The organism is Streptomyces sp. NPDC058683 (assembly GCF_042716195.1).
Classification (GTDB): Bacteria; Actinomycetota; Actinomycetes; order Streptomycetales; family Streptomycetaceae; genus Streptomyces.
In genome coordinates, this window is sequence record NZ_JBHXSK010000018.1 from 114,934 (window position 1) to 137,542 (window position 22,609).

15 protein-coding genes are annotated in these 22,609 nt (G+C 72.5%); 11 read left to right on the forward strand and 4 right to left on the reverse strand.

From position 1 onward, the window contains the following. Positions 1 to 51 precede the first annotated feature (51 nt). From ACFWXC_RS21350 to ACFWXC_RS21380, 7 genes are all read left to right on the forward strand, one after another. Positions 52 to 2,127 carry a protein kinase gene (locus ACFWXC_RS21350; protein ID WP_384480945.1) on the forward strand — a complete coding sequence of 692 codons (2,076 nt, stop codon included), beginning with the start codon at positions 52 to 54 and terminating at the stop codon, positions 2,125 to 2,127. 136 nt (positions 2,128 to 2,263) lie between these two features. Continuing rightward, positions 2,264 to 4,966 (forward strand): protein kinase, encoded by a 2,703-nt coding sequence (locus ACFWXC_RS21355; RefSeq protein ID WP_384480823.1) that lies wholly within the window; start codon positions 2,264 to 2,266, stop codon positions 4,964 to 4,966. Positions 4,967 to 5,144: 178 nt separating this feature from the next. Further along, positions 5,145 to 6,914, forward strand: coding sequence for a serine/threonine-protein kinase (locus ACFWXC_RS21360; RefSeq protein WP_384480825.1), 1,770 nt, complete (start codon positions 5,145 to 5,147; stop codon positions 6,912 to 6,914). 88 nt (positions 6,915 to 7,002) lie between these two features. Further along, positions 7,003 to 8,628 (forward strand): serine/threonine-protein kinase, encoded by a 1,626-nt coding sequence (locus ACFWXC_RS21365; protein WP_384480826.1) that lies wholly within the window; start codon positions 7,003 to 7,005, stop codon positions 8,626 to 8,628. 109 nt (positions 8,629 to 8,737) lie between these two features. Next, the gene (locus tag ACFWXC_RS21370) at positions 8,738 to 9,691 is read left to right on the forward strand and encodes a serine/threonine-protein kinase (RefSeq protein WP_384480828.1); all 954 of its coding nucleotides are present in this window, start codon (positions 8,738 to 8,740) and stop codon (positions 9,689 to 9,691) included. 136 nt (positions 9,692 to 9,827) lie between these two features. Beyond that, positions 9,828 to 11,453, forward strand: coding sequence for a succinic semialdehyde dehydrogenase (locus ACFWXC_RS21375; protein WP_384480830.1), 1,626 nt, complete (start codon positions 9,828 to 9,830; stop codon positions 11,451 to 11,453). 105 nt (positions 11,454 to 11,558) lie between these two features. After that, on the forward strand, positions 11,559 to 13,334 hold the full coding sequence (locus ACFWXC_RS21380) for a GMC family oxidoreductase N-terminal domain-containing protein (protein WP_384480832.1): 1,776 nt from the start codon (positions 11,559 to 11,561) through the stop codon (positions 13,332 to 13,334). A 106-nt stretch (positions 13,335 to 13,440) separates the two neighbouring features. Here the strand turns inward: ACFWXC_RS21380 and ACFWXC_RS21385 are convergent, their stop codons facing one another. Beyond that, positions 13,441 to 14,472, reverse strand: coding sequence for an LAETG motif-containing sortase-dependent surface protein (locus ACFWXC_RS21385; protein ID WP_384480834.1), 1,032 nt, complete (start codon positions 14,470 to 14,472; stop codon positions 13,441 to 13,443). A gap of 310 nt (positions 14,473 to 14,782) precedes the next feature. On the opposite strand from ACFWXC_RS21385, the gene ACFWXC_RS21390 reads away from it, so the two are divergent. After that, positions 14,783 to 15,934: a hypothetical protein gene (locus ACFWXC_RS21390; RefSeq protein WP_384480836.1), complete on the forward strand. Its 1,152-nt coding sequence runs from the start codon at positions 14,783 to 14,785 to the stop codon at positions 15,932 to 15,934. A gap of 657 nt (positions 15,935 to 16,591) precedes the next feature. Here the strand turns inward: ACFWXC_RS21390 and ACFWXC_RS21395 are convergent. Then, entirely contained in the window at positions 16,592 to 16,900 is a 309-nt protein-coding gene (locus ACFWXC_RS21395; protein ID WP_384480838.1) for a chorismate mutase, read from the reverse strand. A gap of 283 nt (positions 16,901 to 17,183) precedes the next feature. Between ACFWXC_RS21395 and guaA the strand changes: the two genes are divergently transcribed. Next, complete coding sequence (guaA, locus tag ACFWXC_RS21400) at positions 17,184 to 18,764, forward strand: glutamine-hydrolyzing GMP synthase (protein ID WP_384480840.1); 1,581 nt, start codon at positions 17,184 to 17,186, stop codon at positions 18,762 to 18,764. A 19-nt stretch (positions 18,765 to 18,783) separates the two neighbouring features. On the opposite strand, the gene ACFWXC_RS21405 is transcribed toward guaA, so the two are convergent. Then, the gene (locus tag ACFWXC_RS21405) at positions 18,784 to 19,287 is read right to left on the reverse strand and encodes a pyridoxamine 5'-phosphate oxidase family protein (RefSeq protein ID WP_384480842.1); all 504 of its coding nucleotides are present in this window, start codon (positions 19,285 to 19,287) and stop codon (positions 18,784 to 18,786) included. Positions 19,288 to 19,426: 139 nt separating this feature from the next. Here ACFWXC_RS21405 and ACFWXC_RS21410 point away from each other — a divergent pair, with 139 nt between their 5' ends. Then, positions 19,427 to 20,221 carry a class II aldolase/adducin family protein gene (locus ACFWXC_RS21410; protein ID WP_384480844.1) on the forward strand — a complete coding sequence of 265 codons (795 nt, stop codon included), beginning with the start codon at positions 19,427 to 19,429 and terminating at the stop codon, positions 20,219 to 20,221. Positions 20,222 to 20,226: 5 nt separating this feature from the next. Here ACFWXC_RS21410 and ACFWXC_RS21415 read toward each other — a convergent pair whose 3' ends face one another. Continuing rightward, positions 20,227 to 21,114 carry a DUF4429 domain-containing protein gene (locus ACFWXC_RS21415; RefSeq protein ID WP_384480846.1) on the reverse strand — a complete coding sequence of 296 codons (888 nt, stop codon included), beginning with the start codon at positions 21,112 to 21,114 and terminating at the stop codon, positions 20,227 to 20,229. Between the two features lie 188 nt (positions 21,115 to 21,302). On the opposite strand from ACFWXC_RS21415, the gene ACFWXC_RS21420 reads away from it, so the two are divergent. After that, positions 21,303 to 22,580, forward strand: coding sequence for a hypothetical protein (locus ACFWXC_RS21420; protein WP_384480848.1), 1,278 nt, complete (start codon positions 21,303 to 21,305; stop codon positions 22,578 to 22,580). Positions 22,581 to 22,609: the final 29 nt, after the last annotated feature.

Genomic DNA, 22,609 nt, shown 5'->3' on the forward strand with positions numbered 1-22,609 from the left:
CGGGTGAGGGACAATGAAGGCTCTGTCAGGGCGGGTTGCATGAGGGGACGCATGTCGGAGGCGGAGCGGGCGGGTACTTCTCGTCAGGAGACTCGTCAGGACAACAGTGAGCGTCTTCTCGCCGGGCGGTACCGGCTGGGAAGGGTGCTCGGCCGCGGTGGCATGGGCACGGTGTGGCGCGCCGAGGACGAGACCCTGGGCCGGACGGTGGCCGTCAAGGAGCTGCGGTTCCCGTCGAACATCGACGAGGAGGAGAAGCGGCGCCTGATCACGCGCACCCTGCGCGAGGCCAAGGCGATCGCCCGGATCCGCAACAACAGCGCGGTGACGGTCTTCGACGTGGTCGAGGAGGACGACCGGCCCTGGATCGTGATGGAGCTGGTCGAGGGCAAGTCGCTGGCCGAGGTGATCCGGGAGGACGGCCTGCTCAAGCCCAGGCGCGCGGCCGAGGTCGGGCTCGCGATCCTGGACGTGCTGCGGTCGGCGCACCGTGAGGGCATCCTGCACCGGGACGTGAAGCCGTCCAACGTGCTGATCTCCGAGGGCGACGGCCGGGTCGTGCTCACCGACTTCGGTATCGCCCAGGTCGAGGGCGACCCGTCGATCACCTCCACCGGCATGCTCGTCGGCGCCCCCTCCTACATCTCCCCGGAGCGGGCCCGCGGTCACAAGCCCGGCCCGGCGGCCGACCTGTGGTCGCTCGGTGGCCTGCTGTACGCGGCGGTCGAGGGCGCCCCGCCGTACGACAAGGGGTCGGCGATCGCCACGCTGACCGCGGTGATGACCGAACAGCTGGAGGAGCCCAAGAACGCGGGCCCGCTCAAGGACGTCATCTACGGGCTGCTCACCAAGGACCCGGCCAAGCGGCTGGACGACGCCGGCGCGCGGGCGATGCTCGACGCGGTGATCAGCGCGCCGGAGGAGCTGCCGGTGGATGCCACGCGGGTCGTGCCGCTGCCGCCGCAGCCGGACGCGCCGCAGGCGGAGAAGGGCGCCGGGGTCAGGCGGGGCGAGGAGGCCGGGGAGAAGCTGCGCGGGGCGCTGCGGTCCGTGCGGAAGGCCGCGGGATCGGCGAGCGCCGCGTCCGCGGCCCGGACGAAGAGCCCCGCCGCGGAGGCCGGCGGCGCCAAGGGCGGTTCGGTCGCTTCCGGCTCGGGCCCGGTCTCCGGCCCGGCGGGCGGTGCACGTCCCGCTGCCGGTCCTGTCACCGGTTCCGCCGCTGGTTTTGGTGCCGGCAGTGGATCGGCGGGGACCAAGCCCGCCGCGGGCAAGGCGAGTTCCGGGTGGCCCGTGGTGCCGCCGCCGGATCTGGACCTGGCGCCCCGGTCCGTGCCCCGGGCTCCGCTCACGGACGTGGTGCCGAAGCGGACCCTGGTGATCATCGCCGTGGTGGTGGTGCTCGCGGTGCTCGGTACCGTGCTCGCCCTCACGCTGGGCGGCGACGACGGGGACGGCAAGGGGAGCGGCAAGAGCGGCGGTTCCAAGGCGGTGGCCACCTCGGGCGCGAGCGCGAGTTCCGGTGCGGGGTCCGGCGGCGGGTCCTCCACCAAGGAGGACACGAGCAGCGGTACGCAGGCGGACGGCGACTCCGCGGCGGCCGGGAGCGCCGGCGACACCGACGAGTCGGACGACGACGATTCCTCGGCGTCGAACTCCAGTGGCAGCGGCAGCGGTACTGACAGCGACAGCGACAGCGCCTCGGTGGTGCAGACGTACAACGGAGACCAGGGGTACTCGATCGGGCTGCCCAAGGGCTGGAAGTTCCAGACCGGCAGCTCCGCCGGGGACCGGTTCACCGGGCCCGACGGGCAGAAGCTGCTGATCGCCTGGACGAGCACGCCCAAGGACGACCCGGTGGCGGACTGGAAGAACCAGGAGCGTTACATGGTGCGCTCCCAGTACCAGAAGATCCGCATAGCGGCGGTGGGCTACCGCGGCTGGAACACGGCTGACTGGGAGTTCACCTACGTCGACGGCGGCACCGAGTACCGGACCATCGACCGCGGGTTCGTCGTCAGCCCGAAGCAGGGGTACGCGCTGATGTACACCGCGAAGGCCGCCGACTGGAGCAGTGAGCTGCGCAAGGACACCTGGAAGACGCTGACGGCGAGCTTCGAGTCGAAGTGACAAATTCGCATCCCCTCAATGCGACTTGCCTCCGGCACGTATCGTGAGTGGTTGCGGACCGTACGCATCCAGGTAGGTGTGCGGAACGGGCCGCGAAACGAACGGATTTGACCACCGGGCGGCCGGGGGAGGCTACGTGGACGACTACGCGGGTCGGGTACTCGCCGACCGCTACCGCCTGCCCCTGCCCCCCTCCGACGAGTACGAACACACCGAGACCCGGGCCTTCGACACCTACAGCGGGCAGGAAGTGTACGTCCGGCAGGTGCCGTTGCCGGAGGTCGTCGAGGCGGAGGTGCTCGACGCCGAGGGGCTGCCCGACGGGTTCACGGCCCGTGACCGTGGCGCGCGCCGGCCACCGGCCGCCCGTACCGCGACACGCCGGCCGAGCGATCCCGCGGTGCGCCGCGCCGTGGAGGCCGCGCAGGCCGCCGCCCGGATCCCCGACCATCCCCGGCTCGACCAGGTCTTCGACGTGTTCGCCGAGGGCGGTTCGCTCTGGATCGTCAGCGAGTTCGTGGCCGCGCGGTCGCTGGCGACCCTGCTCGCCGAGCGGCCGCTGACGCCGTACCGGGCCGCCGAGGTCGCCTCCGACGTGCTGATGGCGCTCCGGGTGCTGCACGCGCACGGCTGGGTGCACCGCAACATCACCGCCCGCACGGTCCTCGTCTGCGACGACGGCAGGGTGATGCTGACCGGCCTCGCGGTCGGGGCGGCGGAAGAGGCGCTGTGCGGGTACGACCCTGTGCCGGCGCCGGAGGGAGAGGGCGGCGCGGAGGCCGTCGGCCGCGGGCGTGCCGGGGAGGCGGAAGGTTCCGCCACATCCGGCGGTCCGGCCGGTCCGGCCGGTCCCGGAGGCTCGGGCGCCCTCGCTGTCGGGGGCATCGGGAGCATGGGTGGTGCGTCGGGTGGTACGGCCGGCGCGCGGACGGCGCCCGGCGTACCGGAAGCGGATCCCGAGGCCGCCCGGCGTGCCGCCATTCAGGCCCGGGCCGCCGGCGGGCTGCCGGGGGCCGGGCCGGACGAGGGTCCGGGCGGAGCCGGTACGGGCGCGGTGGAGCGGCGGGCGCTGGAGACCGGTGCGGACGTCCGGGCCGCGCGGGCCGGGGCGATCGCCGCGTACCGGGCGGGGGCCAGGGCCGCCGCCCGGGTCCAGGAGGCCCAGCAGAACGGCCGGGCGGCGCTGCCCGGCGCCCGGCCGCCGGCCGACACCGGCACGCCCACACCGCAGCCGCCGTACGGTCCGGGTCAGGCCAACGGTGCCGCACAGCCGCCGTACGCCAACGGGGCGGCCCCGTCGCCGTATGCCCCGGGGCACGGCAACGGGGCGGCCCAGCAGCCGCCGTACGTTCACGGGCAGGTGCAGGGGCCCGGCGGCGGTGTGCCGCCCGGCCAGATCGCCGACCCGTACGGGGTGAGCGGTGCGCCCTCGTCCTGGCACGGGGCCGTGCCCCGCCCCGGGACGGCGCCCGCGGAGCGCACCGCACTGCCGGCCGTCGGTCCCGGCACCGACCTCCCGCGACCGGTCGTGCCCGCCCAGGCTCCCCGTTGGGGCGAGCCGGGTGCCGCCGTGACCGGGCGGCGCGGGCCCGCCACCGCACTGGCCGCCGAGCGGGCACGGCAGGTGCGGATGACCGTGGTCGGGCCGGTGACCGAGCGCTGGGCGCCGGAACAGGCCGGGCCCGTGCACGAGAACTGGCAGCTGGCGGCGCCCATCGGGCCGGCCACCGACCTGTGGGCGCTCGGCGCGCTGCTGTTCCGGTCCGTGCAGGGACACGCGCCGTATCCGGAGGAGTCGACGGCCGAGCTGGTGCAGCTGGTGTGCTCGGAGCCGCCCGCCTTCGCGGAGGAGTGCGGGTCGCTCAGGCCGGTCGTGGAGTCGTTGCTGCGTCAGGACCCCACCGAGCGGCTGGACTTCGAGGAGCTGCGCGGCTGGCTGCGTTCGCTGGTGCGGTCCGCGCCCGAGCCGGACGCCGGCGCGCATGTCGTCGCCGCCCCGCCCGCCGCCGACCCGGCTCGGCTGCCGATCGTCCGCCGGCGCGGGCAACTGGTGCGCTGGCGCCGGGCCGGGCTCCCGGCGACCAGTCCGCACGGCCGGCACAAGCGGGCTCGCCAGGAGGCCAAGTCCCCGCGCAGACTGGGCCGTACGCTGCTTCTGCTGGTGCTGCTCCTGCTGGCCGCCGTGGTCGCGTACGCCATGCTGTTCCTGCCGAAGAAGGACAGCGCGGACAACGGCGGCGCGACGAACGGCGACCGGACGGGCGCGGCCGGCGAGGCCGGTCCCGCGCCGACTCCGAGCCCGACCCCCACGCCGACACCGACGCAGACGGCGGCCCCGTCCACCGAGACGCAGACCACCGCCGGTTCGACGGGCGGCGGCACGGCCGCCGACGGCTTCACCCTGCGCAACGACCCGGACGGCTTCCAGGTCGCCGTCGCCCAGGGCTGGAGCCGCACCCCGCGGAACGGCAGCGGCCAGGTGATCTACTCGCACGGGAAGTTCGAGCTGATCGTGGTGGCCGGGCGGGACAGCGCGGCTACCTACGGCAACGACCCGATGACGTACCAGCGGGACAAGGAGGCGGAGTTGCAGCCGTACCGGGACTCCAGCTGGGCCACGGCGGGCGGGCTGCGGACCATCACGGTGGGCCGGCAGGTGTCGGCCGAGGGGCAGTTCACCTGGACGGACGGCCGGCAGGGCGACCTGTTCGTACGGAACATGGTCTTCCTGATCAACGGGCGGTACCACGTCGTGCAGGTCCGCGGTCCGGAGTCGGAACGGGACGAGGTCACACGGCTGTACGACCAGGCGTCGTCGACATACAAGTACACGGGCTGAAGCTCAACGCCGGTGCAAGCCGAATGGTTCCCGTTCCGGTGGGCGGATTCCGTTCACTTTCCGTGGCGAAAGCGAAAACCGTCACAGTGCTGTCTCCGTGGGACCCCACCGGTTCCATGACCGCAGGGTGGTCCTTAGTCTGACCCTGACAAGAGCATTGCGGGGCAACGTGAATCAGATGCAGGGCCTGCTCATCGCGGGCCGCTACCGGCTGGCCGACACCATCGGCAGCGGCGGCATGGGCCGGGTGTGGCGCGCCCATGACGAAGTGCTGCACCGGGCTGTCGCCATCAAGGAGTTGACGGCCGCGCTCTACGTCTCCGAGGGCGACCAGGCCATCCTGCTGGCCCGCACCCGGGCGGAGGCCCGGGCCGCGGCCCGTATCAACCACTCCGCCGTCGTCACCGTCCATGACGTCCTCGAACACGACGGCCGTCCGTGGATCGTCATGGAGCTGGTCGAGGGCCACTCGCTGGCCGACGAGGTCAAGGAGCGCGGGCGCGTCGAGCCGCGGGAGGCCGCGCGGATCGGGCTGTGGGTGCTTCGCGCGCTGCGCGCCGCGCACAGCGCCGGGGTGCTGCACCGGGACGTCAAACCGGGCAACGTCCTGATCGGCCGGGACGGCCGGGTCCTCCTCACCGACTTCGGCATCGCCCAGATCGAGGGCGACACCACGATCACCCGTACCGGGGAAGTCGTGGGATCCGTCGACTACCTCGCGCCGGAGCGCGTGCGCGGGCACGACCCCGGGCCGTCCTCCGACCTGTGGGCGCTGGGCGCGACGCTGTACACCGCGGTGGAGGGACGCTCGCCGTTCCGCCGCACCTCGCCGCTGACCACCATGCAGGCCGTCGTCGAGGACGAGGCCACCGAGCCGCACAACGCGGGCCCGCTGGAGCCGGTCATCACCGCGCTGCTGCGCAAGGAACCCGCCGAGCGGCCCGGCCCCGAAGAGACCGAGCAGATGCTCGCCGAGGCGGCGGAGGGCCGGCGGCCGAGCGGGGCGCAGGCATACGTACCGACGCGGTCGCAGATCACCGAGGTGTCACACCCGGACGCCGGGACGCCGTACGAGGGCTCCTACGACAGCTCGCGGGACTCGGCGTCGTACGGCAGCCCGTACGGCGGCTCGCAGGGCGGGTCGTACGGCGGCTCGCAGGGCGGTTCCTACGGCGGTTCGCAGGGCGGTTCCTACGGCGGCTCGTACGAGGGACGGAGCCCCTCGGGCGGTTCCATGGACGCGGCGACGGCCATCGGGCCGCCGTCGGTCTCCGCCGCCGCCCAGCCCAGGCGGCGCCGGCTGCGTACGCTCGCGCTCGTCGTCGCCATGGCCGCGCTGCTCGGCGGTGGCGCGGCGGTCGCCCTGCAGAAGTGGGACTTCGGGCAGCAGGAAGGCACGGGCAGCGTGGCCGCGCCGGCCACCTCCGGTTCCTCCTCCGGCGGCTCGACCTCGGCGCCGGACGGCGCGGTCCCCACCGACTGGCAGTCCGTGGAAGACCCGTTGGGCTTCAAGCTCTCCCTGCCCAAGGGCTGGAAGCGGAGTGTCTACGGCATCGACGGCGACCTCAAGCAGATCGACTACACGCCCGACAACGGCCGCCACTTCCTCCGCATCGCCATCGACAGCTCGCCCGACTTCTCCGACGCGCTCGCCCACCAGGAGGACCTGGAGCAGCAGTTGCAGCGGCTGGTCGACTACCACCGCGTGACCATGAAGAAGAACCTGTACCGGGACCGGGACGGGTCGGTGTGGGAGTACACCTGGACCGCGCTCGCGAAGGACGGGGCGAACGCCGCCGGACCGCGGCGCGCGATCGAGGAGACCTACTACTCGCGGGCGGGCGTCGAGTACGCGATCTACATGTCGTCGCCGGCGAAGGACTGGGCGACCGCGAACAAACAGTTCAAGTGGGTGCTGCAGAGCTGGGACCCGGGGACGTCCGGCTGACGCCGCGCGCTTCCGTGCGCCGCCCCGGGCGCGTTTGTTGGCCGGTCACCGTCCGGAACGCAGGCGTCCGGTGCGGCATCATGGGGCCATGGGGACCGACGGGGAAGCCGTCCGTCTGATCGCGGGGCGCTATCGCCTGGAAACGCGGCTCGGGCGGGGCGGGATGGGTGTCGTATGGCGCGCGACCGATCAGTTACTCGGTCGGCAGGTCGCCGTGAAGGAACTCACCGTCGACGACTCGCTCCCGGACGACGACGCCCGGCTGCGCCGCGACCGCACCCTGCGGGAGGCGCAGGCCGTCGCGCAGCTGCACCACCCGCACATCATCGTCGTGCACGACGTGGTGGAGGAGGGCGAGCGGCCCTACATCGTCATGGAGTTGATCGACGGCGGCTCGCTCGCCGACCGGATCTCGCGGAGCGGTCCGGTGGACGTCGGGGAGGCCGCGCGGATCGGGATCGCCCTGCTGAGCGCGGTGCGGACGGCGCACACGGCCGGGGTGCTGCACCGGGACATCAAGCCGGCGAACGTGCTCGTCGAGGCGGACACCGGGCGTGTCGTGCTCACCGACTTCGGGATCGCCCAGGTCGCGGGCGCCACCACGCTCACCGAGACCGGTTCCTTCGTCGGCTCGCCCGAGTACACCGCGCCCGAGCGGATGTCCGGCGTCCGGGCCGGTCCCGCGTCCGACCTGTGGTCGCTGGGCGCGCTGCTGTGCGCGGCGCTCAGCGGCGAGTCGCCGTTCCGGCGCGACTCGCTCGGCGGGATCCTGCACGCCGTGGTCTCCGACGAGATCCGGCCACCCGCCCAGGCGGAGCCGCTGCTGCCGGTCGTACGCGGGCTGCTGGAGCGGGATCCCGAGCGGCGGCTGGGTGCGGCGGAGGCCGAGCGGATGCTGCGCGGCTTCCTGGAGACGGGAGCCGTGGCGGTCACCAGTAGGTCGGAGAGCGTCGGCGTCTCCGCGTACACGCCGACCCAGCGGGACCTGCCCTGGCCGCCGGCCCCGGCACCGGCCGGGCCGCCCCGGTACTCGCCCCGCGGGGTGCTGGTCGCCGCGCTGCTGGTCGCGGCGATGGCCGGCGCCGGGGTGTCGGCGGCCGCGCTGCTGCTCAACGGCGGCGGGGGCGGCGGTGCCCCGGGCCCCGGAGGTACGGCGACCGCCTCCGCCTCGCACACGGCGCCCCCCTCGACCCCGCCGCCGTCCTCGCCCTCGTCCTCGGCCTCCCCGCCGCCGTCCTCCCCGTCCTCGCCTCCGGCCACCGGCTCCCGCACCGCGCCCTCCGGTTACCGCCTCGCGCGGGACCCGGCCGGCTTCTCCCTCGCCGTCCCGGAGGGCTTCACCCGCGACCCGCAGGGCCAGCGCGTCTTCTACCTGTCGCCGGGGCAGACCTTCCGGCTCGGCATCAAGGTCTCCGAGCCGCAGACGGGCGGACCGGGGACGGCGATGCGGCGGGCGGCGGCCGACGGGCCGAGCACGAACCCCGGCTACCACGACGGCCGGGTCACCGACACCACCCACTTCGGACACCCCGCCGCCTTCTGGGAGTTCACCTGGAAGGGCTTCAGTGCGACGGAGGGCCCCCGGCACACCTACGACCTCTGCTGGGAGGAGGACGGCCGGATGTACGACGTGTGGGTGTCCGCGCCGGTCGGGAAGGTACGGGAGGCACGGGAGTACTTCGACGTCGCGGTGGACACGTTCGCGGTGGACTGAGAACCCTGACGGGGGTGACTCGGCCGGGGTGACGCCGACCTCCCGCCGGCCGTGGGCCTCTGACCGCGCCGCTTCGACAAGGGCATGGTGCGCAAGGTACTCATGTGACATGAGTGAAGACGGCGAACAGCCGGTCGAGGAACGTCTGATCGGTGGGCGCTATCGGCTCGCCGAGCGCATCGGCTCCGGGCCGTCCGGCACCGTGTGGCGCGCCCGGGACGAGCAGGACGGGCGGCAGGTCGCCGTCAAGGAGCCGCGCCTGACCGGCGAGCCGGACGACGAGGAGCGGCAGCGCGCCGCACACCGCCTGCTGCACGAGGCCCGCGCCGCCGCCCGCGTCGACCATCCGGCCGCCGTCGCCATTCACGACGTACTCCTCGAAGGCGAACTTCCTTGGGTCGTCATGGAGTTGGTGGAGGGCGAGTCGCTCCAGGAAGCCCTCGCCGCGCACGGTCCGCTGGCTCCCGCCGAGGCCGCCCGGATCGGGCTCGCGGTGCTCGGTGCCCTGCATGCCGCCCACTGTGTCGGCATCGTGCACCGTGACCTCAAGCCGTCCAACGTTCTCCTGGAGGCCGGGGGCGAGCGGGTCGTGCTGACCGACTTCGGTATCGGTGCGGGGCAGCAGGGGCACACCGGCTCCGGCGACGGCGAGGACGGCTCCGGCGAGGACGGCTCCGGCGACGGCGGCTCCGACGGTTTCGGTGGTTTCGGCGGTTTCGTCGCGCCCGAGTGTGCCGCGGGGCGCGGCGCCGGTCCCGCCTCCGACCTGTGGTCCCTGGGCGCGCTGCTGCGGGCGGCCGGCGGGCCGGACGCCGGTCCCCTCGGCCCGCTCCTGGACAGGCTCCTCGCCCCCGACCCGGAGGCCCGGCCGGCCGCCCCGGAGGCCGCCGAGGTCCTCGCCGCGGTCGCGGGGGAGGCCCTGCCGAAGTGGGTCACGGAACCCATCGCACCGGCACAGTCGCCGCCCCCGGCCGCATCGCCCCCGCCGGCCCCCGAGCCCCGCCGCCTCACCCCCTTCGCCGCGCTCGGCCTCCTGCTCGCCAAGAAACCGGAACGCGGCTGACCGGCGCTGACCGTCCCCGTCCAACACCCTGATCAGCACATTCTCTGCCAGTGATCACTGGCGCTATGTGTGTACTCGGTGAATCCGGGTTACCCACGGGTACCCAAAGGCCCCGCTCCCGAATACCCTGCGGCTCATGACGGACTCGCAGGCCCCGGCCCACGCACCGGCGCACACCGGCACGAATCCCCTCGCCCCCGCCCCCGCGGGCGCCAGAACGGCCGCCGACGTGGTCACGCCCGAGCTGGTCGCCCAGCTCACCAAGGGCGTCGCCGGCTCCGGACGCACGGCCAACCACATGCCCTTCACCGGCGAGAAGCTGGCCGACCTGCCCGAGTCCACCCCCGAGGACGTGGCGAAGGCCTTCGACGCCGCCCGCGCCGCACAGGCCGTGTGGGCGAAGGTGCCGGTGCGGCAGCGCGCGGCCGTCCTGCTCCGCTTCCACGACCTGGTGCTGGCCCGGCAGGCCGAGGTCCTCGACCTCATCCAGCTGGAGACCGGCAAGGCCCGGCTGCACGCGCACGAGGAGGTGCAGGCGGTCGCCGTCGCCGCCCGCCACTACGGCCGCAAGGCCCCCTCCTACCTCCGCCCCAAGCGGCACGCCGGTGCCATGCCCACCCTCACCAAGGTCACCGAACTGCGCCACCCGCGGGGCGTGGTGGGCCAGATCGCCCCCTGGAACTACCCCCTCGAACTCTCCGTCGGCGACGCGCTCCCTGCCTTCGTCGCGGGCAACGCGGTCGTCATGAAGCCGGACACCGAGACCTGCCTGACCGCCCTGTGGGCCCGGGACATCCTCATCGAGGCCGGGCTGCCCGCCGACGTCTTCCAGGTCGTCCTCGGCGAGGGCCCGGTCGTCGGCCCCGAGGTCGTCAAGCACGCCGACTACGTCTCCTTCACCGGCTCCACCCGCACCGGCCGCGAGGTCGCCCAGGGTGCCGCCGCCCGGCTCGTCGGCGTCTCCCTCGAACTCGGCGGCAAGAACGCCATGCTGGTCCTGGCGGACGCCGACATAGAGAAGGCGGCCGCCGGTGCGGTCCGCGCCTGCTTCTCCTCGGCCGGCCAGCTCTGCATCTCCATCGAGCGGCTGTACGTCCACGAGTCGATCGCCGACGCCTTCGTCGAGCGCTTCGCCGCCCGTACCAAGGCGATGCGCCTCGGCCGGTCCCTCGCGTACGGCGCGGACATGGGGTCCCTGGTCGGGGAGCGCCAGCTGGAGACGGTCACGCGGCATGTGGCGGAGGCCGTGGAGAAGGGCGCGACGGTCGTCGCCGGCGGCACCGCCCGCCCCGACATCGGCCCCTACTTCTACGAGCCGACCATCCTCGACGGCGTCGAGGACGCGATGGCCGTCTGCACGGAGGAGACCTTCGGCCCGGTCGTCTCCCTCTACCGCTTCAAGACGGAGGAGGAGGCCGTCGAGCACGCCAACGCGACCCCGTACGGCCTCAATTCGTCGGTCTGGACGAAGAACGGCGGCCACGGCCGCGAGGTCGCCGCCCGCCTGCGCACCGGCACGGTCAACGTCAACGAGGGCTACGCCCCCGCCTACGGCAGCGTCCAGTCCCCGATGGGCGGCATGAAGGACTCGGGCCTGGGCCGGCGTCACGGCTCGGAGGGCATCCTCAAGTACACGGAGGCGCAGACGGTCGCCCAGCAGCGCCTGCTGCCGATGGCTCCCTCGCTGGGGATGGACGACGAGAAGTACGCCCAGTTCATGAGCACCAGCCTCCGGGTGATGAAGGCACTGAGGCTGCGCTAGCCGACCCGTTTTGTTTGGGGGCGCGGGCCGTATCGATATGCGGCTCCGAGGCGTGGCCGCGACCAGCCACACACAACCCGCACGTACGCTCAAAGAGGAGAAATCGTGCCCCAGGATGCCTACGACTACGACGTCATCGTCGTCGGCTCGGGATTCGGCGGCTCCGTCACCGCCCTGCGCCTCACAGAAAAGGGCTACAAAGTCGGCGTCCTGGAAGCCGGCCGCCGCTTCACCCGCACCACCCTCCCCAAGAACTCCTGGGACATCAAGAACTACCTCTGGGCCCCCGCACTCGGCTGCTACGGCATCCAGCGCATCCATCTCCTCGGCAACGTCATGGTGCTGGCCGGTGCGGGCGTCGGCGGCGGCTCGCTCAACTACGCCAACACCCTCTACGTCCCCCCGAAGGCCTTCTTCGACGACCCCCAGTGGCGTGGCATCACGGACTGGCAGGAGGAGCTGAAGCCGTACTACGACCAGGCACAACGCATGCTCGGCGTACGGCTCAACCCGACGATGACCCCCTCCGACGTCCACCTGAAGGCGGCGGCGGAGAAACTCGGCGTCGGCGACACCTTCCATCTCGCCCCCGTCGGCGTCTTCTTCGGCGACGGCAAGGACGCCGACGGCGAGGCGAAGGCCGCGCCAGGCGACCAGGTCGCCGACCCCTACTTCGGCGGGGCCGGCCCCGCCCGCAACGCCTGCACCGAGTGCGGCGAGTGCATGACCGGCTGCCGGCACGGCGCGAAGAACACCCTCAACGAGAACTACCTGCACCTCGCCGAGCAGGCGGGCGCGGTCGTCCACCCCATGACCACCGTCGTCTCCGTCACCGACGACTCCCAGGGCGGCTACGCGATCGCCACCCTCCCCACCGACGACAAGAAGGCGGAGGGGCGGATCCTCAAGGCGCGCCGGGTCGTCGTCGCGGCCGGCACCTACGGCACCCAGACCCTGCTGCACCGGATGAAGGCCGGCGGCCAGCTGCCGTACCTCTCCGACCGGCTGGGCGACCTGACCCGTACCAACTCCGAGGCCCTGGTCGGCGCCCAGACCGACGACCGCCGCTACCGCAAGGCGCACGGCACCCCGAAGGCGGACTTCACCCGGGGCGTCGCGATCACGTCCTCGATCCACCCGGACGAGAACACGCACATCGAGCCGGTCCGCTACGGCAAGGGCTCCAACGCGATGGGCGGCATGTCCATCCTCCAGGTGCCGTACGCGGAGGGCTCCTCCCGCGTCCTCGGCTGGCTGGCGAACGCGGCCCGCCACCCCCTCCTCGTGCTGCGTTCGCTCTCCAACCGGCGCTGGTCGGAGCGGACCATCATCGGCCTGGTGATGCAGTCGCTGGACAACTCCCTGACGACGTATCTGAAACCGGACGGCGTCGGCAAGGGCCTGCTCACCGCCCGGCAGGGCCACGGTGCCCCCAACCCCAAGCAGATCAGGGCCGCATCGGAGGCGGCCACCGTGCTGGCCGCCGAGATCAACGGCTTCGCCGGCAGCAACGTCGGCGAGCTGATGGGCACCCCGCTCACCGCGCACTTCCTCGGCGGCTGCCCGATCGGCGACTCACGCGAGACCGGGGTCATCGACCCGTACCACCGGCTCTACGGCCACCCGGGCATCTCGGTCGTGGACGGCGCCGCCGTCTCCGCGAACCTGGGCGTGAACCCGTCGCTCACCATCACCGCGCAGGCCGAGCGTGCGATGTCGTACTGGCCCAACAAGGGCGAGGCGGACCCGCGGCCCCGGCAGGGCGAGGCGTACGAGCGCCTCCGGCCGGTCGAGCCGCACCGGCCGGTGGTTCCGGCCGAGGCGTTCGGTGCGCTGCGGCTGCCCTTCCTCGGCATGCCGGCCGTGCCCCCGAAGAAGTAGCCGGACGCCGAAGAGGGACCTGTGCCCCCCTCCGAGCCCAGGTCCCTCTTCGTCCGGTGTGCGCGGCCGCCGTACGACGACGGTCCGCGCGACCTCGTTCACATGGTTATGCGGCCGCCCCGGCCTTCCGGCGCCGCACCACGAACACCGCACCGGCGCCGGCCACGACGGCGACCCCGCCGACGAGGCCGATGACCGGGAGGGCCGAGCTGGAGCCGGTCTCGGCGAGGTTGCCGGTCGGCAGGTCGGAGACGTTGCCCTGCGGCTTCTTCACGGAGTCCTTGCCGCCGTCGTCGCTCGGCGTGGCCGTACCCGGGTCCGGGTTGGACGAGCCGGCCTTGAGGACCGTGAAGTCGTACTGGGCCCAGCCCTCGGCGATGCAGTCCTGGCCGTCGACCTTGTCGAGGTAGGCGCCGGAGCCGAAGGAGTAGGCGTCACCGGCGGGCGCCTTGGCGTCGATGGAGACGCGCAGGTCGACCGACTTGCTCGCGCCGGACTTGAGCTTCTCGACGTAGAAGAAGTAGTCGCCGGCCCAGTCGTCGCTGCCGATCCGGTCCCAGGAGCCGCTGTCGGGGTTCTTGAACTCCAGGTCGACGTACGGGCTGAGGTACTTCGACTCGGTGAGCTCGTAGTTCTCGATCTCGGCGTAGAAGGCGACACCCTCGATGTCGGTCTTGGACTCGTTGGTCACGACCAGCTTGAAGCCGTGGAAGCCGTCACCCGCGACGATCTTGCCGGGCAGGCCCTTGATGTCGGCGGACACCTTGGCGTTGCTGAAGTCCTCGTCGAGGTCCTCGCAGTACGGGACGTCCGGGTCGGACGGGTCCTCGCTGGGCTCCGCCGACTCGGACGGCTCGGCCGAGGCGGACGCGGACGCCGACGCGCTGGCGCTCGCGCTGTCGCTGGGCGAGGCGGAGTCCGACGGGGGCTCGGAAGCCGGCGCGCTGTCGCTCGGCGAGGCGGAGTCCGACGGGGGCTCGGACGCCGGCGCGCTGTCGCTCGGGATCTCGCTCGGCGCGGACTCGGACGCGGGCGTAGAGGGCGTGTCGTCCGCGAAGGCGGCCGGTGCGGACAGCAGGGCGACCGGCGCGATGACAGCCGTGGCTGCTGCTGCGGCCATGGCGCGGCGAAGCTTCATGAGGACCCCCGTGACGTAGGTGCGGCAGACGGATGTAACCGCTGGTTCCGGTGATGTGACCGGCGAATCCAGAGAATGGTTGCCTCCACAATCACAGGATTCTTATGTGACGGTCGTCACTTCGCCCTGGGGTGCCTGCTACCCGGACCGGTCGCTCTCGGAGGCCTGCCCATGTCCCCGGACGAATGCCCCCGGGCGCGGTACGGCCCGCCCCGGGGCAGGTGACGCAGCGGATCACGGGCAGGGGCGTGTCGCCGGCCGGTCCCGAGGCTATTCTCGCCCCCGTCGAACGGCCGAACGAGAGAGTGTCATGTCTGACAGACGGTCCGAGCAGTCGTCGGGGGACGAACCGTCGTCGTCCTCCTCCATACCCGATGAGGTGTGGGAGCAGTTCATTCGCGACACCGAGCGCGACATCCGCAAGTCCGCTCCGAAGGAGGCCTCCGCCCGGGCCCGTGAGGTGACCGAGCGGCTCAAGGGCCGCCAGGAGCCCGAGGGTTGGCGGACCGGTCCGGCCTGGCAGGAGAGGGACGGGCGGGCCGCCCGGCGCCGTAAGATCTGGGCGGTCGTGGGCCTGCCGGTGGCGATCGCCGTGGCCGTCGTGGCCATGCGGCCCTCACTGATCCCCGGCGATCCCTTCGGCTCGTCCTCCGGTACCGACACCGACGCCGCCACCTCGCAGCTCCCCGCCGAGACCGCCGCCCCGACCGCGCCGCCGTCCGCGGTCGCCGCCGACACCCCCACCCTCGCCCACCCGTTCGCCGGTTCCCCGGCGCTGCGCTGGGCCGACGGCGCGGACGGCATCGTGCTGCCGAAGGCCACCGCGCTCGGCTCGATCCCCAAGGACCGCGTCGAACTGGCCCTCCAGCAGACCAAGAAGCTGCTGGTCGACGCCAACCTCAACCCCGAGGTCGTGGCCGGCGCGCACCCCGATGCCGCACTCGCCGTGCTCGACCCCAAGCAGCCCCGCCTGCTCGACGAGCTCAACACCGCTCTGCGCACCCCGAGCAAGACCCACGATCCGCTGTCACTCTTCACCCGCTTCGACCCCGAGGACGTGCACCTGGCCGGCCAGGTCGTCAAGACGCGCGGCCGGATCACCTTCGCCAAGGGCAAGTTCGCGGGCGTGGCCGTGCACGCCGACTTCACCTTCGTCTACCCGGTCGTCCGTCCCGACGGCTCCACCGAGGTCACCCGCACCATCGTGCGCCGGGTCATCGACACCGAACTCTCCGACCCCGCGCACTACCAGGTCACCCCCGGCCGCCTGACCCTGCTGAGCTACGACCAAGACGCCGGCAACTCGGCCTGCGACATCAACGACGGCTATCTGCACCCGCAGTTCCCGTCCCAGGCGCCGACCGGCAGCGCCGCCCCGTCCGGCCCGTCGATCGACCCGTACGACCGCAGCCGGAAACTCGGGAACGAGCCGGAGGGATGCGGCACGGTGAGCCGTACCTAGCCGTCTGAGGGCGCGCGGGTGTGCGGGTGCCTGCGGGCAGGCGAAGGGCCCCGCGGGACGGAGCCGCGGGGCCCTTCTTCCGTCAGCACCGACGTCAGGGCAGCGCCGGTGCCGGGGAGCGGCGCCGGGGGGTTGCGCCGCTGGTCTCTGTGCCCTGCGCCACCGTCCGTGCCCCGGGTCGGCGCCCCGGCGTACTCGGGGCGTACGGCAGGTCTCGACCTTTGACGGACGGTTCGGCACACGGCAATTCCGTTGCCTGAACTGGGACTTGGGAGCTGTGAAGGCCTTGGGGGCCTTCTAGGCATCGTGCTGGATGCACGCGGCCTCCGCAACCGTTTGACCCAGCCCTTGTGCATTTTTGCAATTTTCCGCCGGTCGGCCCCGGGCGTCCCCGGAGCCGGCCGTCTCTGGTGTGACCGGGCTGCTGTCCCCTGCCGTCCGGTCACGTGACTGGAGCGAGGTCCCACGGCGCACGGCATGATCCGTACGCCTCATCGCTCCAGTGAGCCACGCGTGGTTCTTTCGGGCCCGCCCCTGGCTGACACGGACACCCCACCAACGAAGCGGTTCGCGTGCCGGTCACGCGCCGTACGGGTGAGAAGGCCCCGAACTCAGATCCGCCCGAACCCAGATCCGACCGACTCAGGTGCGACCGGCTCAGATGCGGCCGCGGCACAGTTCGAGGAGTGTCATGGCGAGGGAGGTGCCCGGCCTGCCGAGCGCCCCGCTGTAGTGGCCGAGGACCTCCATCTCCCGGGACAGGTTCACCCGGCGGCCGCCGGAGGTGATCCGGGCCTCCTGGATGACGGCGGAGACCGCCATCCGCTCCTGGATCAGACCGATGATCCGGTCGTCGAGCGCGTCGATGCGCTCCCGCGCACCGGTGATCACATCGGCGGCCTCGGCGGTACGGGCACCGGTCTTCTCGGCGGGGCTGACGTGCTGCTCGGCGGGGCTGGCGGTCATGTCGGGGGCTCCTGGTTCTCGGGAGACTCCCCGGGCCGGCACGATCCGGAGAAACACCAGGCGCCCCGGACCTTGTCGGCCCGGGGCGCCTGGGGAAGTCGCTTGTCAGTTGCTCAAGCGTGACGACCATGGCAGCCGGCGGGCCGGTTGCCATAGGTAAAGAGGAAGGTCGTCTGGGTGAGCATGGCGGCGAGTATGCCACATCACCTCGTCGGGGTGTCCCACGCCCGCCCCGTTAGAATCGGTAACCACAGACCCCCGCCCCACCGCCGGAAGGCACCCCGTGTCATCAGCGACTCCCGCTGCCGCCACCCCCGACACCGTCCTGGTCGTCGACTTCGGCGCGCAGTACGCCCAGCTCATCGCCCGCCGCGTCCGCGAGGCCCGGGTCTACAGCGAGATCGTGCCGAGCACCATGCCGGTCGCCGAGATGCTCGCCAAGAACCCGGCGGCGATCATCCTCTCCGGCGGCCCCTCGTCCGTGTACGAGGAGGGTGCCCCCCGCCTGGACCGCGCGCTCTTCGAGGCCGGCGTCCCCGTCTTCGGCATGTGCTACGGCTTCCAGCTGATGGCACAGTCCCTCGGCGGCAGGGTGGACAACACCGGCTCCCGTGAGTACGGCCGTACCGACCTGCACGTCTCCCGGCCGGCCTCCACCCTCTTCGAGGGCACCCCGGACGAGCAGCACGTGTGGATGTCGCACGGCGACGCCTGCTCCGCCGCCCCCGAGGGCTTCGCCGTCACCGCGTCCACGGACGTCGTCCCGGTCGCCGCCTTCGAGAACGACGAGAAGAAGCTCTACGGCGTCCAGTACCACCCCGAGGTCATGCACTCCACGCACGGCCAGCAGGTCCTGGAGCACTTCCTGTACCGGGGCGCGGGCCTCACCCCGTCCTGGACCACCGGCAACGTGATCGAGGAGCAGGTCGCCCTCATCCGCGAGCAGGTCGGCGACAAGCGCGCCATCTGCGGTCTGTCCGGCGGCGTGGACTCCGCCGTCGCCGCCGCGCTCGTCGCGCGCGCCATCGGTGACCAGCTGACCTGCGTGTATGTCGACCACGGTCTGATGCGCAAGGGCGAGACCGAGCAGGTCGAGAAGGACTTCGTGGCCGCGACCGGCGTCAAGCTGGTCGTCGTGGACGCCGAGGAGCGCTTCCTGACCGCCCTCAAGGGCGTCTCCGACCCGGAGGAGAAGCGCAAGATCATCGGCCGCGAGTTCATCCGGGTCTTCGAGCAGGCCCAGGCCGAGATCATCGCGGACGAGGGCCCCGAGGTCGCGTTCCTGGTGCAGGGCACGCTCTACCCGGACGTCGTCGAGTCCGGCGGCGGCACCGGCACCGCCAACATCAAGTCCCACCACAACGTCGGCGGTCTCCCCGAGGACCTGGAGTTCAAGCTCGTCGAGCCGCTCCGCAAGCTCTTCAAGGACGAGGTCCGGATGGTCGGCCAGGAGCTCGGCCTGCCGGAGGAGATCGTCCAGCGCCAGCCGTTCCCCGGCCCCGGCCTCGGCATCCGGATCGTCGGCGAGGTGACCAAGGACCGCCTCGACCTGCTCCGCGAGGCCGACGCCATCGCCCGCGAGGAGCTGACCGCGGCCGGTCTCGACCGCGACATCTGGCAGTGCCCGGTGGTCCTGCTCGCGGACGTCCGCTCGGTCGGCGTCCAGGGCGACGGCCGCACCTACGGCCACCCGATCGTGCTGCGCCCGGTCTCCTCCGAGGACGCCATGACGGCCGACTGGTCCCGCCTGCCGTACGACGTCCTCGCGAAGATCTCCACCCGGATCACCAACGAGGTCAGTGACGTCAACCGGGTCGTCCTCGACGTCACCTCGAAGCCGCCGGGCACCATCGAGTGGGAGTAGGCGAGCGGGCGCGTAGGTCCTATCTGCGCCTGACGGTGCGCAGGGGCGCACCGGGCTGCCAGATCTCGACGACCAGATAGGTGTCGTCCTCGACGCGGGTCCGCACGACCTCCGTCAGCTCGGTACGGAAGAGGTGGAACGGCTCCGGCGGTTCCACCTCTGCCATGTACGCCCCCTTCACCGCCGGATCCACGACCTCGTACGCCCGCCCGGCGATCCGTACGTCCCCGCCGCCCATGCCGGTGCCGTCCCCCGGATTGGCCTGGAGCGCGAACCGCGGGTCGCGCAGCAGGTCGAGCGCCTTCACCGAGTCCGGCATCATGCCGAGCCAGACCCCGCCGTCCAGGAAGCGCACCTCCAGGCCCGAGGTGCGGGGGGAGCCGTCCCTGCGGAGGGTGGCCAGGACGTGGTGGCGGTGGGCGGCGAAGCGTTCCTCGACGGTTCGCGCCAGGTCGGGCGCGGCGGCGACGAAGGCCGCCCAGTCGGTACCGGCTGTTCCGCTCGGAGGGGCTGTACGTGTCATACGAGCCAGTGTGCTGCCGATACCCGACACCTTCTGTCGTGATTTGCTCGCGCGCGTCATCTTTACAGAACAGCTCTGTTTTCCTGCGCTGACCGACGGTAACTTCCGCCCGTAACACAAACCCAGTGCTGGAGGACCTATGCACGGGCCGACTCCGCCCCTGCCGCTGCCCACCGATCAGCTCCGGTTCGCGATGCCGCCGATGCACGACTCGCTCGACGACGAGCGCCGGCATCTCAAGGAACGGCTCGCGGGCGCGCTGCGGATCTTCGGCCGGGCCGGATTCGAGGACGGGGTGTCCGGGCACATCACCGCCCGCGACCCCGAGTACTCGAACTGTTTCTGGGTCAACCCGTTCGGCATGCCGTTCAAGCACGTCACCGTCAGCGACCTCGTCCTGGCCAACCAGGACGGCCAGGTGATCGAGGGCCGCTACCACGTCAACCAGGCCGCCTTCACCGTCCACGCCCAGGTGCACGCGGCCCGCCCGGACGTCGTCGCCGTCGCCCACTGCCACTCCGTGCACGGCCGCGCCCTGTCCGCCCTCGGCGACCTGCTCGACCCGATCAGCCAGGAGAGCTGCGCCTTCTACGAGGACCACGCCCTCTACGACGCCTACACCGGGGTCGCCGTCGACGCCGAGGAAGGCCGCCGGATCGCCGGCGCCCTCGGCTCCCGCAAGGCACTGGTGCTGCGCAACCACGGGCTGCTGACGGTCGGCGACTCGGTGGACGCGGCCGCCTGGTGGTTCCTGTCGATGGAGAAGTCCGCGCAGGTCCAGCTGACCGCCAAAGCCGCCGGCCGCCCGCTGCTCATCGACCACAAACTCGCCGTCGCCACCCGCGAACAGCTCGGCGGCGACCTGGTGGCCTGGATCAACTACCAGCCCGTGTGGCAGGACATCAGCCGCGCCGAACCGGACCTGCTGAGCTAGCGGCCTCAGAAACTCCGGAGCACGGCCGCCTTCGTCAGCGCGAACTCCTCGTCCGTGAGTACCCCGTCCCGGTGCAGCTCGCCCAACTCCCGCAGCCTGCGCAGCAGTATGTCGTGATGGTCGGCCGACTGGCGCGGCACGGCCGCCGGGGGCCGGTCCCGGTCGGCGTACTCCGCGCCCGCGTGGGTCGAGGGATGCGGCAGCCGCGCCGTGACCGCCGCCGCGACCAGCGCCGTCAGCAGATCGCGGCGGACACTGCCCCACAGGTCCAGGGCGTAGGGGTCGCGCTCCGCCGGCAGCTTCGAGAACACCGTCTCCCGGGTGACGAACCGCAGAAAGCCGTCCTCGTAGCCGGAGTTGGGCAGCCACTCCACCTGCACCAGGTCGCCGACGCCGATGATCCGGGGCCCGGTCGCCCGCTTGACCCGGTCGGAGGTGTCGGCCCAGTCGATCCGCACCTGCATACCGTCGAACGACACCGTGCCGTCCGAGGACCGCACCGACACCGGCACCGGCGGTCCCGGCAGCAGATACGCCTTCGTCGGCTCCGTGGGGATCTGGTCCAGCAGCAGCGACTGCCGGATCTCCGCCACGACGTACTCCGCCACCCCAAAGCGGTCCCCGTCCACCGTCAGCAGGTACGGATCCGCTCCTTCCGGCAGCCGCCCGCCCGTCGCCTGCAGCAAGGGATCCGCGCCCTCGCGCAGCCGCAGCCGCATCCGCCCGCGTTTGCGCTCCGGCTCGTACACCACCCCCGACACCGCCTCCAGCGGTACGGCGATCTCCCCGTACGTCTGCCGGAACAGCGGCACGGAGCGATGGCGTCCCGGCGTGATCCGGACCGTGCTGCCGTCGAAGGCCCAGGTCCCGTCCCGCTGGATGATCTCGGCCATGGGGGAATTCTCGCAGTCGGGTCAACCTGTCGGCCGTACCTTCACCCGTCGTGACCAACCTGCTGAACGCGAACAGCGTGGCGTAGGGCACAATTCGCTCTCGACACAAGGGAGTTGCACGGCGTCGTCCGGCCCCGGGGAGGGCCCTGCGCGTCGTGCCCCGGGCGTGGGGAAGGCGGGCGTCGGGCGTGGCGGTGCAGGAGGCGAGGCAGGGTGCCGGTTCCGGTGTCCACGGGGGCGGGTGCGCGTGCGGGGACTGTCCGCACGGGGCACGCGAGGGGCACCGGCGGGCGGTCGCCGAATTCCTCCTCAAACGGGAGGAGTTCGCGGCCGGACAAGGGCTGCCCGCGGCGGTGGCCCACTCCGCCTCCGCCTCCCGCCAGTGGGTCTCCGAGGAGCTCTCCCAGTCCGCCGAGGTGGTCGCCGAACGCGGCCGTGCCGAGGGCGAGGCCTGGCTCGCCCGGCTCTGGCTGCGCACCGCGTGCACGGTCTGGGCGGCCGTCGTGATCATGCTGCTCGCCCAGTCCCTCACCGCGATCGGCGCCGGCTGGACCAGCGCCCGCACCGCCGGACTGGTCGCCGCCGTGGCCGTGGCCCTCACGCTGACCGCCGCCTCCTGGTTCCACCGCTCGCGCGGCGGAGTGCTCGCCCCCGTGATCGGCGAGGACAACCGCATGTCCACCTCCCGCACCGTGGCCGCCTCCTGGGTCCTCTTCGTCGCCTACGCCGTACTCGTCCTGGCCTGCCGCCTGGCCGTCGCCTCCTCTCCCGCCGACCGGGACGCCCTCATCTCCGGCCTCGATCTCGCCCGCGGCGCCGGTATGGTGACCGTCCTCGCCGTGGTCTGCGGCATCGCCGTCCTGGTGCGCCGGGTGGTCGGCCTGCGCATCGTCGGCCAGCGCCTGCAGAAGGTGCGCGCGCACCGCCCCCGCGCGGCCGATCTGCTCACCGACGACTCCGGCCGGGGCACCTTCGCCGACATCCAGTACGTCGTGATCAGCGCCGTCGCCCTCGTCTTCGCCGCCGTACGCCTCGCCCGCCGCCCCGACCAGCTCCCGGACCTCCCCTGGGGCCTCGCGACGGTGGTCCTGATCTCCGCCGCGACCTACCTCGCCGGCAAGTACGCCGAGGGCGGCCGCCCGGTCATCCTCTCCGTCGTCCGCGCCCGCGAGGCCGGTGACCTGGACGCGCCCATCCGCACGGGCGACGACATCGAGATCCGCGGCACCGGCTTCGTCCCGCCCGGCGCCCAGACCGCCGACCGCCTCTCCCGCATGGTCGTCCGCGTCGGCGCGGTCAACGTCCATGTGCCCCTGGTCCCCGTCGCCGGCGGCTTCAGCAACCCCACGGACAGCCTCCTCACCGTCCCCGTCCCCGCCGAGGTGGAACCCGGCTGGGTCGAGATCCAGGTGGTGACGGCGGCCGGGGCCGCCACCAATCGGTGCGTGGTGGAGGTGACCGAGTAACGGGACCGGGTGAGGGGGGGGCGGCCGGG

Excerpts from the sequence above, each read along its gene's own strand:
- ACFWXC_RS21350 (WP_384480945.1), top strand. The coding sequence starts at position 52 with ATGTCGGAGGCGGAGCGGGCGGGTACTTCTCGTCAGGAGACTCGTCAG.
- ACFWXC_RS21360 (WP_384480825.1), top strand. The coding sequence starts at position 5,145 with ATGCAGGGCCTGCTCATCGCGGGCCGCTACCGGCTGGCCGACACCATC.
- ACFWXC_RS21365 (WP_384480826.1), top strand. The coding sequence starts at position 7,003 with ATGGGGACCGACGGGGAAGCCGTCCGTCTGATCGCGGGGCGCTATCGC.
- ACFWXC_RS21370 (WP_384480828.1), top strand. The coding sequence starts at position 8,738 with ATGAGTGAAGACGGCGAACAGCCGGTCGAGGAACGTCTGATCGGTGGG.
- ACFWXC_RS21375 (WP_384480830.1), top strand. The coding sequence starts at position 9,828 with ATGACGGACTCGCAGGCCCCGGCCCACGCACCGGCGCACACCGGCACG.
- ACFWXC_RS21385 (WP_384480834.1), bottom strand. The coding sequence starts at position 14,472 with ATGAAGCTTCGCCGCGCCATGGCCGCAGCAGCAGCCACGGCTGTCATC.
- ACFWXC_RS21390 (WP_384480836.1), top strand. The coding sequence starts at position 14,783 with ATGTCTGACAGACGGTCCGAGCAGTCGTCGGGGGACGAACCGTCGTCG.
- ACFWXC_RS21395 (WP_384480838.1), bottom strand. The coding sequence starts at position 16,900 with ATGACCGCCAGCCCCGCCGAGCAGCACGTCAGCCCCGCCGAGAAGACC.
- ACFWXC_RS21405 (WP_384480842.1), bottom strand. The coding sequence starts at position 19,287 with ATGACACGTACAGCCCCTCCGAGCGGAACAGCCGGTACCGACTGGGCG.
- ACFWXC_RS21410 (WP_384480844.1), top strand. The coding sequence starts at position 19,427 with ATGCACGGGCCGACTCCGCCCCTGCCGCTGCCCACCGATCAGCTCCGG.
- ACFWXC_RS21415 (WP_384480846.1), bottom strand. The coding sequence starts at position 21,114 with ATGGCCGAGATCATCCAGCGGGACGGGACCTGGGCCTTCGACGGCAGC.